A 12,849-nucleotide genomic window follows, 5' to 3' on the forward strand; every position below is an offset into this window, starting at 1 on the left:
CTTCGGTAGCGGCTGCTACCGATGAGGATCTCGGCTGTCGCTCCACGAGGAGATGCTGCAGGACTGGCGCCACGGTTCACCTTCCGCGGCAGCGACGTCGTGGCGATCCTGGAAAGCGCCTGCATGGAATTGGGGTTCCCGGCAACGATCCGCGTCGATGAAGACAGCGAGTTCGTGTCGCGCTGGACTTCTCCAGCCCGGTAAGCCAACCGACAACGCGTTCATCGAAGACTGCGCCTTCCGGGCCAAATGCCTCAACACGCACCGGTTCCTCAGCCTTGCGGACGCCCAAGAAAAAGTGGAGACTACAACGAAGAACGGCCCCATGGCGCCATCGGCCGCAGACCGCCGATTCTGCTGCAAAACCACGTCGGCGCATCCAGCTCGCCAAAGTGATCGAAAAACTCTAGTTCTGGATGGTCCAAAGGTCGGCCTCGCTGCATAAACCCGAGACTGTAAGCGCTGCTGGATGAAAGTTGAGTGGCAGGTGCGGGACGATTCCACGGCGTATCCAAAAACGCCGACGCGTGACCGATCTGTCGCTGGCGCCGCGTTCGTAGAGCTCGTGGTGATCATCGAACGCTTCCGCTGCGACGCCGTCGTGCGGACGCCAGATCTTCACTGAGCGTTTCGCCGACGGGATATTGGCGTCATCCGCGCGACGCACGGCGCGGCTGGACTCCATGGTCCAGCATCTCGGTCTGGTGCTTAGCGGGTGACGGACAGGCCTTTGCAAAACGGCTGATGCTGCCAGAAAGCAAGGACAAGCCTGTGGGTTTGTCCGACGCCCCAGCTGTTCGCAGGCCGATTTTCTCAAGATCATCGCCAAACTCACCAGGCCCGGCTGGGGGGCATGAACGAATGGCTATGTTCTCCGCGTGGAGACCCCAGAGCGGAGCTGAACGCAGGATAGACTTTCATTTTCCTAAATAAGGCTCACCTCAAGGGATCACGGCCAGCAGTTAATCGAACCATCGACCAGTGCCTGCCTTATTTGTTCGGCCCGTTCCTTGGACAGCTTCTCGGCCAAGCTGTGGTCCTTTAACAGCGCCGGCCCCTTGCGTTCTCGATCATAAACCATCCAGCCGGTGGTCCCCCTTCGAACGAGGAACCTGGACTGTTGCGGAGGTAATTCGTGGATCAACAGTTCCTCCTACATTGACCTGTTACGAAATCGCGTCGGGTGTCCAAAGGAAAGACGAGACTCGTCACGAAAATACGCCGCGCCCTTTATCCCTGAGCCGGGACACTGAAATTTCCCACGCAACAAACGCACTGCACGCCCTGTGCCACTGGCCGAGGCATCTTTCGATGCGGCGTTCATCTATCCTCACCGCCGCAGACGGGGACAAGCAAACGCCTCGTGAAATTGATCCCTCGCCCGAGGCCAGACGGGCCTATGACCCCGGCCGGGTCGCCGGATCGGCCGTGAAGGCTTGGATCAGCTAAGGCATAGATTTGGTGCTGCGATCGTCAATTTAGGCCGGCAGGAAGTCCGAAACGCCTCGCCGGCTTGCGTAAACGAGCTTTGGTCTTACGACTTGTCTCGGATCATGCGACGTGGAAGGCGTTCACACATGACATCATCAAGTTGATTCCGGCAGGAACCGTCGCCGATCAACTCACAAAAGTCTTGCGCAACTGGGCACGTCCATCTCGCTCAGGCGATCGAAGCCGAGGTCGCGGACTATCTCGGCAAGCATCCCGATTTGAAGGACCGCGGCCGGCCACCAGCGCATCGCCCGGCACGGTCACCTGCCAGAGGGGGAGGTGACGACCGGTATCGGTCCGGTCGCTATCCGCCAGCCGCGTGTGCGCGATCGCCAGGGGGTCGCCTCCGATTTCCGACCGCATCCGGTTCTCACCGTCGATGATCCTTCCACCCTACATATGCCGTTCGAAGTTGATCGAGACGCTGCTGCCTATCCTTTACCTGAAGGGGATCTCGACTGGCGACGTCTCGGAAGGGCTGGCTGCGCTGCTCGGCAAGGATGCTGCCGGATTGTCGGCCTCGGCGATCGCTCGCCTAAGGATGGCTAGCTCGACGAGCACACCGCGTGCCAGAAGCGCGTCGGCGAAACGCTACGTCTACATCCGCGCTGATGGCCTTCATCTCGAGGCCCGGCTCAAGTACAAAAAGCAGTGCATCCTCGTGTTGATCGGCGCGACGCCGGAAGGCCGCAAGGAACTGGTTGGCTTGACCGATGGCGCACTCGGGCTCGGGAAGGCGGCCGGCGGGGTCTGGCCGAAAACGCGCGAGCAGCGCTCCTGGGTGCACAAGTCCCGCGAACGTGCCCGCCAAGCTGTCAAAGAGCCCGCAGCCGAAAGCCAAGGGCGCGTTGGCAGGAAATCTGGATGGCTGAAACGAAGGTCGTCGCCGAGCTGGCGTTCGACGCCTTCATCGAGAGCTACGCGCTGAAATACGAGAAGGTGGCCGACTGCCTGAGCAAGGACCAACACACGCTGCTCGCCTTCTAAGACTTCGCCGCCGAGCACTGTGACATTCAACGACGGGATCGAGGTCATCGCCAAACCGACCGACCGTCAGCCCATAATCGCCGCCGCTGACCGGCATCGCCGTCACCAAATTTGGCGATAGCTCGCTTCGGTCCCCGAGATCCTGATGTCAAAGAGTTCAAAGCCGGAGCTGCGACAGACAACGCCACGGTTATGCACTAATCTTGAAGGTTCAGCGACATCTGCGTCAAAAAACAAGAAAGGCATTGCTGGCCGGCTTTCCGCCGAGGCGCTGAATGCAGATGTCAAGAGCTATAACCAGGACACGAGCGGTGGCGGCAACGTCGGGCAGCACTGGCTCAGCTGTGGAAGTCGTCGATCGGCGCTAAAACGATGGAGATCGGTATCCGACCATTGCTGATCCCGAAGATACGGCACTGACAGACTCGAGGCGGATCGACGACGCCGCTGCGCAGCGCAGCGTTGGCCAAAAGAGCATTCTGCGGAAGGCCGCGACCAGGATGTGCATTTGGGGCTAATGGACGACCACACCGACGCGTGTTCAACAGGGCGCCGGAAGCAGCCTCTTTACTCCGAGGATGCTTCCCCTGTCTCGGGACTTGAGGAGGCCCTGATTAATGGCAATGCTGTAAAACGCAACGGCAATAACACCGTAGGTGTTCTTCGCAGCTTGGTCCCGGCTCTTGGCAAAGATCAAAGGGCGATGGCTATGCGGCTCGCCGAGGAGCCGCACAGCGATGATGGCGCAAGTTAATCGGGCCGAGTAGCGCTCTCCCGCACAGCCGGTCCCGAGCCAAGCACGCAATCGTCGCTGGAGCAAGCTATGGTCCATTAACAAGCCCAATACCGGACCTATGTGGACGGGCTGCTAGCGTCGGGAGTGTGCGCGGCGTCTACTCTCGTGGGTGATGGATGAGCCGAACGTCATTGGGCCCCCCCGGCCCCAGGAGGGCGGTGTAGAGCTCGCCGCGAATGTCGTATTGCTTTACCGGCTGCGCCGCGTCCGGCAAGAGGCCCCAGCGGCCGAGCTTCGAACGCATCGTGTCCGAGGCGGGTTGGGTGCCGTGCGAAAAATTCTCGGGAACAGCGAATGATGCAGCATAAATTTCGCGGGCCGCCGGGGATGTCCTGTCAGCCCTGGAGGACGCCGGGGCGGCTTGCTCCATCGAACGTCCAAGCAGCGCTGGTGAGACTCGATTCGCTGGCTGTGCGCTGGGCTGCGGAACGTATTCCTGTCGAGATCCGAGAGGAATGGCAGGGCCTGGCGCATTGAGTGGGGTGCTTGGCCTCATCGCCGCCGCGGGCACGAATAGCGCCGTGTAGCGGTCATTGTGAACGATAAAGCTGTTTGGTCGGCTGTCCTGACTCGGCGGGATGCCGCTACCGTCAAGCGCAGCCGACGCGTGCTGGTTGCCCTGCCGGAAGTTGAAGGGATGGACAACCGCTCCTAAATTCAGGGTCTGCTCATGGCGCGCGGTTGGCTCGAGAGACGATGATGGGCCGGCGTCTTGCACCATCGCCCACAGCTGATCCTGATCGTAACCTTCCTCAGGAAGGACCAATGGTGAACCGACCGCTGGCCCGAAAGGCGACGGTGCGCCGGCGTTTTCCATCAGCACACGAGCCATTGAATTGCCCGGCTCGCTCAGCTGGCGCTCAATGGCATCCAGTTCCGCATGGCTTAGCGTCCTCTGCCTCTTCGCAGGCCTCAACTGCCCGCTGTAATCCTCACCCATGAGGGGCGCGTGACTTGAAAGGGGGGCGCTCCCGGTCAGCTCGTTCGGAGCCGGCTGGTAGCCGTCGCTCCAGTTGAAGTGACGAACGGCTTCTCCGAGATCCGGTGCTTGGTGATCGTGCGCGGTTGGCTTGAGAGACGATGCTAGGACGGCTTCGCCGATCATCCCTCGCAGCGAATCCTGATCGTGACCTTCCGCAGTCAGCTCGCTCGGCCAACTCGAAGCCTCCCGCGCGTTGTGCTGCGCAGCGACGTGCCCGACGCCTCTGGTGACTGCGTCTTCGGGATGAGGACCGCTGGCCCCAAGTTCCAACGCCACGGTAAGTCTACGGTCTTCGTCAGGCAGATGAGGATAGTAGCGATCTGGAGAAACAGGAACCCCTGCGACGGCAGTGGTATCAAGCTGCGGGACTTCATCCAAGTACGGCTCAAACTCCGCTTGCTGCTGTTGCGGTTGTGTCACCGCGTCGTTGTAAGCAGCCCGGTCGAATGGGTTGATGCTGTTAAATGGGTCCATATCCCCTCCCTTTGGGTCGGTTCGCAATCCTGAGCAGATCCGCTCTCTGTTCTCCCTCTATTAGGATCAGCTGTCGACAAGCTGACGCGCTTGGAGACTTGAGTGAGCCAAAATGGCCAATCCGACTGCCACACTCACCCGAGGCACGCGCCAAGGATTGCCGGATTGCATTTTTCCGAAACACTGGCTGGGTGAGTCGGAGCCGGCACCAAAGATTCTATTTCGTAGAGTAGCATCATAGGGCCTACAAAATCGTGCCAAAATAAAGTGTGTACTGAGCTGGGAAGTGTTCTGGACGATGCCGTCTGGATGGTGCCCGAACCGAGGCGGACCCCTCCGATGAAGGCATGCCTTGCCAAGAAGGTCTTAATTCTGGCGGCAGAGGGTGAATCGGATCCCGGCCATCTTGGCGCGTGTCGCGGTGCGGACAGTGCAGGAATCCTTTGCGGCTGCGACCGATCTGAAGGAGGACGCGACGTGCGACATGTGCGGTCGCCAGGAGGGGCTTGAATTGATGCACTCGCAAGGCATCATCCATCGAAAGCCCGGTGATAGTTGATTCTCCGCGCGGCGAACGACCCACACCCGGAACACCCTACAGGTGGAGAGCAATATTCGCACAGCAAGAGGAATGCTGCCTTGCGCAGAAGCTTCTCCTCCTTCGCCGTGGACTCCAACCGGTGGATTGCGCCGGAGAACGCGGGCCTCTGGGGTGCATAGTTTCGTCTGCTTGCTGAAAGATGGTTCTCCTGGATTGCTATGAGCAAGAAAGAATTTGAGCCGGCAAGTGAAGCGATTGGAAACGACCGTTTGCCGCTCCGTTAGCAACCCAGTACGAGGCAGCGGATCGCCCTCTAGCATGCAAACAAGCAGCTTGATGATCCAAATCAAAACCATGAGTCTTGTCAGGTCGATCTTTGCGCTGCGGCTGATTCATTGGATCGTGCGGGCTGCCGTCTCCCTCCGGTGAAGCTTTCAATTACCCATAACTTTGGCCACTCGGGCTGATCGGCTGATCGGCAAAATCTTGAATCGAAAGAATCACTTGTGATTCCTTGCTGAGCACCTGATTCGCGAGGGGGTGCTCTATGGGGCTAACATTAAGGGATCGATCGGCAAAAGGCTGTTTGCCGTCCTCGGAAGGTGAATGTTGGATTGATCGAGAGAGTAGTGGATGCGAGTAGGGACGCGCGGCTCGGCGACAGATTCCGCAAACTGCTCACGCAGATTGGAAGCGCCATGGGACAAAGCATTCCGCTCGTCTGCCAGGATTGGGCGAATACCAAGGCAGCCTACCGCTTCTTCTCTAACGACCGGGTCAGCGAAGTGGACATTCTGGCCGGACATTTCCGATCGACACGTGATCGTGCCGCCGCCAAAGGTCTCGTTCTTGTGCTGCACGATACAACCGAGTTCAGCTGTCAACGCGAGAAGTCAGAAGCGATCGGCATCACCAAGAGCATAAACAGTGGACGGGATAAGGCAGGTCGCCTCAGATCGCACACGGTTTGCGGCATCCTGATGCATTCGAGCCACGCGGTTACAATCGAGGGGGTACCGCTGGGGTTGGCGGTCGTTAAGTTCTGGACCCGGAAGAAATTCAAGGGCACGGCAGCGCTTTAAAAGAAGATTAATCCGACCCGGATTCCCATCGAGAAAAAGGAAAGCGTCCGGTGGTTGGAAAATTTCAAGCAGTCTACGCAACTCTTGGATCATCCGGGACGATGCATCCATATTGGTGATTGCGAGAGTGACATCTACGAGCTCTTCTGCGCAGCACAGGGGATCGGAACCCATTTCCTGATCAGGACCTACGTCGACCGCTTGGCTGGAGACGGGGATCACACGATCGGCGACGAAATGGACGAGGTCGCCGTCAAAGGGCTCCATCGCATCGAAGTCAGAGACAGCAATGGCGATCCCGACCAGGCCATTCTTGAGATCAGGTATCGCAAGATTCGCGTCCTACCGCCGATTGGAAAGCAGAAGCGCTATCCCGCTCTGACCCCGATGGTGATCCATGCCGAAGAGCGCGGGACGCCGAAAAACAGGAAGAAGATCGATTGGAAGCTGATTACCGACCTGCCTGTTGGTTCCCGCACCGACGCCATTGAGAAGCTGGAATGGTATGGTTTGAGATGGACGATCGAGGTGTTCCACAAGATCCTCAAATCGGGCTGCAAAGCTGAGGAGTCGAAGCTCAGGACCGCCCAGCGTCTGACCAATCTGATCTCGCTCTTTTGCATCCTGAGTTGGCGGGTCTTCTGGATGACGATGCTCACTCGTTCCGCCCCAGACGCGCCGCCAACCCTCGCGTTGACTGCGACTGAAATCGGCGTGCTCGATCGCCTCGTCAACGACAAAGCAAGAGCAAGACGCAAAACGCTCTCGCACTATCTAATCAAAATCGGCCGGCTCGGCGGTTATCTCGCCCGCGCCAGCGATCCGCCGCCCGGCAATACGGTCATGTGGCGCGGGCTGTCACGCCTCACCGACATCGCGCTGGGCGCCATGGTCGAAGGAGAATTTGTGGGTAATTGAAAGCCGGTGAAGGCCGCCTGCCAGGTTAAGAGGAGTGCTGTGTAACAGCCCTTATGGACAGCAATAAGTTCAGTGCTCAGGTTGAACGGTTCGAGGTTGTCGAGACTGGCCGTCGCCGTCGCTGGATGATGAGAAGCTCAAGATCGTTCTGGAGAGTTTTCGGACACTTCGCGCCGTTTCATCGACAGCACGACATACGGCATTTCGCGCTCGCTCCTGTTGACTTGGCGACGATCGTTTGGGACGCGAACGAGCGACATTGAACAGCCTCAGCCAGCCTTTGTGCCGGCGATGGTGATTCCGGACCAAACGGCGATGCCGCCAGTGGCTTCAGCGGGCCCAGTGAGCGGACGCATGGAAATCGTCGTCGGCAAGGCCTGTCGCGTGATCGTGGACGCCGGCGTTAATATGACCGCATTGTCTCGCATGTTGGATCTGCTGGAGCGGCGATGATCCCGATCGCAGCAGGGGCGAGAATCTGGATCGCAACCGGTCACACTGATATGCGCAAAGGCATGCAAGGTTTGGCATTGCTGGTGCAGGAGGGGTTGGGGCGAGATCCTTTTGCCGGCGACGTTTTTGTGTTCCGTGGTCGTGCTGGCACCCTGATCAAAGCCCTTTGGCACAATGGCGTCGGGCTATCGCTCTATGCCAAGCGGCTGGACCGTGGCCGATTTATCTGGCCCGCGACGGTCGACGGCGTGGTATCGCTGACCGCAGCTCAGTTGGGCTATTTGCTGGAGGCGATCGACTGGCGCAGCCCCCAACACAGCTGGCGGCCGCAGAGCGCAGGGTAGGTTGCACAATAGTCCCGCGGATTGCAAAAAGCCCACGCCAAATCGCGGCTTTTGTGATTCCATCGTGCATGGGTGACAGTCCCGAGAACCTGCCGGAAGATATTGAGGCGCTGCAATCGGCGTTGCTGGTGACGCGCGCTGAACTTGCCAGCGTTCGCGCCCAGCAGTCCGACGACCATGCGCTGATCGCTCACCTGAAGCTGCAGATCGAAAAGCTGAACCGTGATCGTTATGGCCCTCGCTCGGAGCGTACCGCAAGGCTGCTGGACAAGCTCGAACTGACGCTTGAGGAACTCGAGGCCTCAGCGACTGAGGACGAGCTCGCTGCCGGAATGGCCGCGGCCAGGGCGACAAAGGTGGCCTCGTTCACGCGCAAGAAGCCGTCGCGTCAGCCGTTCCCGGACCATCTGCCTCGCGAGCGTGTGCTCGTGCCGGCACCTGTGGCGTACGCTTGTTGCGGCGGAGCGCGGTTGTCCATGCTGGGGGAGGATATTACCGAGACGCTGAAGGTGATCCCGAAATCCTGGAAGGTGATCCAGCACGTCCGGGAGAAGTTCAGCTGCCGTGAGGGTGGAGTCTTGGCTGTTCTGTGGCTCCGACCGCGGCGGCGACCGTGCCGCGATGATGTACAGTCTGATCGTCACGGCACTATGCCGCACTCGGCATAGACAGGTTTATGCCGCCCGCCGAACTATGCCGAACGGGTCCGGTATGGCGCGTCGTTGTCACGGTGGCATCGTCGATCGCGTGCACGGCAGCCCCATTCCATTCGGCATAGTTTGGTCGTTCAGAGCGCCTCCAGAAAGGCGAGCAGGCGGTCGTTCGGCTGGAAGCGGGTTCGCTTGCCTCGCTCATACGGCTTGAGCTTCGCCAGGGCAGCTTCCTTGAGGGCGAGATGGGCGTGCAGGTACGTCTGCGTCGTCTCGACCGATTCATGACCGAGCCACAGCGCGATCACGGAGCAGTCGACGCCGGCTTGCAGCAGTTCCATCGCAGCGCTGTGCCTCAGCACATGCGGTGACACGCTCTTGGCCTTCAAAGACGGGCAACTCTTGTGAGCGACGCGAACATTCTTTCCCAGCAGCGACTGGACGCTGTCGGCACTGAGCCGGCCCCCGTGCACGTTGGGGAACAACGCTGTTGCTCCTTTCCGCAACGGCTCCTTGAGCCATGCCTGGAGCGCGCACCGAGCGAGTGTGGTCAGCGGAGTGGTCCGCTCCTTCCGCCCTTTACCGACGCATCGTACGTGTGCGCCAGACCCGAGGTGGACGGCATCCCGGTCAAGGCCAGTCAGCTCGGAGAGGCGTAAGCCCGTCTGGGCCGCGACCAGCAGCAAGGTGTGATCGCGGCGGCCAAGCCACGTCGTTCGATCGGGCGCGGCGAGAACCGCCTCGATCTCAGGGCGCGTCAGGAAGTGCACCTGTCGCTTATCGTGGCGCTTGCTCGGTATGGCGAGCACGCGCTGGATCAGCGCACTGTGTGCCGGTTCCTCGAAGGACACGAACCTGAAGAAGGATCGGATGGCGGTCAGACGCGGGTTACGCGTCTTCGCGCTGGCGCCGCGCTTTACTTCGAGATCGGTGAGGAACGCGCCGATGAACGTTGCGTCCAAATCGGTGAGCGTCAGGGCCGATGGGGGCTTCCGCAGCCGCACCTGTGCGAACATGAACAGCAGCCGGAACGTGTCCCTGTAGGAGGCGATCGTGTTGGCGCTAACATTGCGCTGGCGCATGAGGCGCTCGGTGAAGAAGCGCTCGATCAACGTGGCGACATTGCAGGCGGGCTTCATGACGTCACCTCCCACCGCCGATCGAGACGCCGCGCCGCTTCTTCCATCAACTCGGGGCAGGCCGAGAGATACCAGTAAGTATCGCGCACGCAGGCGTGGCCGAGGTAAGTGGACAGCACTGGGAGCTGCTGCTCGACGTTCTTGCCTTCGCGATACCAGTCGAGCAGCGTCCGGATGGCGAAGCGATGACGGAAGTCGTGCACGCGTGGCCCGGTACGATCACCTGGGCGCCGCAGCCCGATCTCTTTGGACAATCGCCAGAAGACGCGATGAACGTACTGGTGAAGCAAGCGGCCTCCCTGTTCGGCAACGAAGAAGGTCGAGCCGCAGCGTGATCCGAGCAGCGCATCGCGCCGGTGGGCGTAGTCGCGCAGCGCGGTTCTCGTCGTCGGATGCAATGGCACGAGCCGCGACTTGCCGAACTTGGTCAGCCGGACCGTCAGCACGCCGGCGTCGAGGTCGACGTCGTCACGCTCCAGGCCCATCGCCTCGGATATACGCATGCCCGTCACCGCGATCAGCCCGAACAGGGTATGGTAGGTCCATCGGCGCAGCCCGTCCTCTGGCGGCAGAGCCAGCGCTGCCGTCAGCAACGTATCGACCTCCGCGTCGCTGTAGATATAGGGCTTGGCGCGCCTCCATCCTGGCAGCATGCCGACAGGCGGCACCTCCGTTCTCGGATCGAAGTTGGCGACATGCCGCGCGAACCCGCGCACGTCGCTCAATCGCAGCGCCCAGGATGCATGACGATCGGGCGGCAGCGTTGCCCATTCCATTGCCAGCTTCGTCGTGATGATCCTGGCTTTGCGCTTCTCCATGAAGGCGACGAAGTCGGCGAGCCGCCGGGTCTGGTGCTCGTACTTGTATCCCAGTCCCTTGCGCATGCTCAGGTACTTATCGAGTGCGGAGCGCAGATTGGTCATTGCACGCCTCCCGGCCAGGGCAGGCTTAATGTTCTCAGCGCATCGATGTCGATCTTCGCGTAAATCCGAGTGGTGTCGTGGTTCTCGTGCCGCAGCAACTGTCCGATCTCCGACAAGGTCGCGCCAGATCGGAGAAGCTCGGTAGCGAGACTGTGTCGGAAGATATGGGCGCCGCGGTGTGCGCAACCTCCGATTCCAACGCGATCGAGAGCGGCCTTGGCGATCATGGTGATCGCACATCCGGAAGCAAAGCCGACGTGTGGCGCGAGCGTGCGGACGAACAACCGTCGGCACGACGACTTTGGGCGGCCATTGCGCAGATATGCAACGATGGCCGCGCCAACATCTGACGATATCGGCATCCGTGCCCGCTGTCGGCCCTTGGCGCGAACGAGTATCTCGCTGGCGCGCCAGTCGATATCATCGAGGGTGAGCGTCGCGACCTCGTCGGCCCGCAGGCCGAGCTTGGCCAGCAACAACAGAATGGCGTAGTCGCGCCGTCCCATCACCGTCTCTCGGTCGCAACTGTCGAGAGCCTTCCGCACCTGAGCGGCAGGCAGATAGGTCGGCAGGGTTGCGAGCTTCCATCGGCGCATCGATGGAACGCAATCCGCCAACGAGCGCGCGTTCAGCCCCCGATGGTGGAGATAACGGAGAAAGGCGCGTAACGACCAGCACATCGCCTTGCCTGTTCCCGGGCTCCAATCCTGGGCGTGGCGCTCAATGTAGCGGATCACGTCCTCTTGGCTGATCTTGCCCAGAGCGGCGGCGCCGCCGGAGCACACCTCGTGCAGGAACCTGCGGATGACTGGGAGATGGCGGACGATGGACCTCGGGGCCAGGCCGCGCTCTGATCGCAGGTAGGCATCGAACTCCTTGAAGATCTGTTCGTGCGGGGTGAGAGGCGGCAGCACCAACGGCGCGATCACGCCTTCCTCGCGCAGCACCGACAGCCATCGCTTGAGCGCGGCCCGGTCACCGGGTTGGATAGACTGCCTCCCGCCTCGATGTCGGAGGTACCGCTCAACGACCTGCTCATCGAGATCGACCAGCTCATAGCGACGGCCTGCCATCCAACTCAGGAGCCCGCCAACCACGTTGAGGCAACGCCATGTGCCGTGCCGAACGAGCCTCTCTTCGATGAGACGAGCGGTGTAGCGCTCGATGAGTTGTCCGTGGGGCCCGCTTCTGAGACGCCGGCACAGCCGGCTTCTGCCCAAGTACTCTTCAACTTCCATCTTCCTGTTCTCCGCTGTTGAAAGCGGAGGCACAGAACGAACTATGCCGAACCGACCAAACGCCGGTCAGCGAGAAATCTGGGGAAAACGACCCGACTCGGCATAGTTCGGCGGGCGGCATAAACAGCCAAAATGAACGACGTGGATCCACAAGCCTGGCTCGCAGACGTCCTGGCGCGCATCGCTGCACATCCGGTCCAACGGCTCGACGAATCCTGCCCGGGAATTGGCGCGACCAGAACAACCAAGCCAATCAGGCTGCCTGAGTGACCACTCCGCGGTCCTCACCGGATGCGTACCTTTAAGGTCACGTGGCGAATGCACGTCAATGTGTTGGGCGCCGAGCGTCGGCGGCGATGGAGGTACGGCGAAAGGTCCGCCTCGTGAAGGGGACCTTGCAAGCCGGCGAGACGGGCTGCGGCTTCGCCTGCCGGCACGGAGTGGCTCATAGCTTGCTGTTCACATAGCCTCGGCAGGCGCGCCAGGGCCGCCTGGGCGGTGATGCGGTGCCAGCTCCGGTTCCTGTCGCGATCACACCTGCGGCGCGGCACCGGCATCGATCAGCACGTCGCCACTGGCGTCCTCCTGCGCAACGCGCAAGGCTGGAATCATAGAGATCAAGCTTAGCGGCGGCTGTCCTGTTAGTGTTGACCGCGACGTCGACGGTGAGGCGCTGTAGCGGCTTCTTGAGCTCCTGCGGCGGCGATGATCCCGATCCCAAGCCGGCGCCAGGGTTTGGATCACCACTGGCCACTGCGATATGCGTCGCGGCATGCGAAGCCTGGCTCTTTCGGTTCAAGATAGCCTGAAGCGCGATCCTCACGGTGGAGA

At 60.8% G+C, this 12,849-nt stretch carries 8 protein-coding genes and 4 pseudogenes; 7 read left to right on the forward strand and 5 right to left on the reverse strand.

All coding sequences use genetic code 11. The features are described 5' to 3' along the window. Nucleotides 1-193 precede the first annotated feature (193 nt). A pseudogene (locus tag I6F09_RS25200) lies at nt 194-396 on the forward strand (transposase); the annotation flags it as partial. Nucleotides 397-406: 10 nt separating this feature from the next. Here the strand turns inward: I6F09_RS25200 and I6F09_RS25205 are convergent. After that, nucleotides 407-685, reverse strand: coding sequence for a hypothetical protein (locus I6F09_RS25205; protein WP_225189291.1), 279 nt, complete (start codon nt 683-685; stop codon nt 407-409). Nucleotides 686-1,528: 843 nt separating this feature from the next. Between I6F09_RS25205 and I6F09_RS25210 the strand changes: the two are divergent. Further along, nucleotides 1,529-2,599 (forward strand): annotated as a pseudogene (locus I6F09_RS25210) (transposase). A 772-nt stretch (nt 2,600-3,371) separates the two neighbouring features. Here I6F09_RS25210 and I6F09_RS25215 read toward each other — a convergent pair. After that, entirely contained in the window at nt 3,372-4,730 is a 1,359-nt protein-coding gene (locus I6F09_RS25215) for a hypothetical protein (RefSeq protein WP_225189292.1), read from the reverse strand. Between the two features lie 1,239 nt (nt 4,731-5,969). On the opposite strand from I6F09_RS25215, the gene I6F09_RS25220 reads away from it, so the two are divergent. From I6F09_RS25220 to I6F09_RS25235, 4 genes and pseudogenes are all read left to right on the forward strand, one after another. Beyond that, nucleotides 5,970-6,353 (forward strand): transposase DNA-binding-containing protein, encoded by a 384-nt coding sequence (locus I6F09_RS25220; protein ID WP_249784605.1) that lies wholly within the window; start codon nt 5,970-5,972, stop codon nt 6,351-6,353. A gap of 54 nt (nt 6,354-6,407) precedes the next feature. Continuing rightward, entirely contained in the window at nt 6,408-7,271 is an 864-nt protein-coding gene (locus tag I6F09_RS25225) for an IS4 family transposase (protein ID WP_249784606.1), read from the forward strand. A 449-nt stretch (nt 7,272-7,720) separates the two neighbouring features. Further along, nucleotides 7,721-8,068: an IS66 family insertion sequence element accessory protein TnpB gene (gene tnpB / locus I6F09_RS25230; protein WP_225189293.1), complete on the forward strand. Its 348-nt coding sequence runs from the start codon at nt 7,721-7,723 to the stop codon at nt 8,066-8,068. Between the two features lie 68 nt (nt 8,069-8,136). After that, nucleotides 8,137-8,634: pseudogene (locus I6F09_RS25235) on the forward strand (IS66 family transposase zinc-finger binding domain-containing protein); the annotation flags it as partial. Between the two features lie 221 nt (nt 8,635-8,855). Here I6F09_RS25235 and I6F09_RS25240 read toward each other — a convergent pair. The 3 genes from I6F09_RS25240 to I6F09_RS25250 are packed head-to-tail and all read right to left on the reverse strand — an operon-like array spanning nt 8,856 to nt 12,018. Further along, entirely contained in the window at nt 8,856-9,857 is a 1,002-nt protein-coding gene (locus I6F09_RS25240) for a tyrosine-type recombinase/integrase (protein ID WP_225189294.1), read from the reverse strand. Further along, the gene (locus I6F09_RS25245; RefSeq protein WP_225189295.1) at nt 9,854-10,780 is read right to left on the reverse strand and encodes a tyrosine-type recombinase/integrase; all 927 of its coding nucleotides are present in this window, start codon (nt 10,778-10,780) and stop codon (nt 9,854-9,856) included. The genes I6F09_RS25240 and I6F09_RS25245 overlap by 4 nt, the downstream gene beginning before the upstream one ends. Next, nucleotides 10,777-12,018 (reverse strand): tyrosine-type recombinase/integrase, encoded by a 1,242-nt coding sequence (locus I6F09_RS25250; protein WP_225189296.1) that lies wholly within the window; start codon nt 12,016-12,018, stop codon nt 10,777-10,779. The genes I6F09_RS25245 and I6F09_RS25250 overlap by 4 nt, the downstream gene beginning before the upstream one ends. A 123-nt stretch (nt 12,019-12,141) precedes the next feature. Here I6F09_RS25250 and I6F09_RS25255 point away from each other — a divergent pair. Then, a pseudogene (locus I6F09_RS25255) lies at nt 12,142-12,284 on the forward strand (transposase domain-containing protein); the annotation flags it as partial. Nucleotides 12,285-12,849: the final 565 nt, after the last annotated feature.

It is taken from the genome of Bradyrhizobium sp. IC3195, from assembly GCF_020193585.1.
GTDB classification, from domain to species: domain Bacteria; phylum Pseudomonadota; class Alphaproteobacteria; order Rhizobiales; family Xanthobacteraceae; genus Bradyrhizobium; species Bradyrhizobium yuanmingense.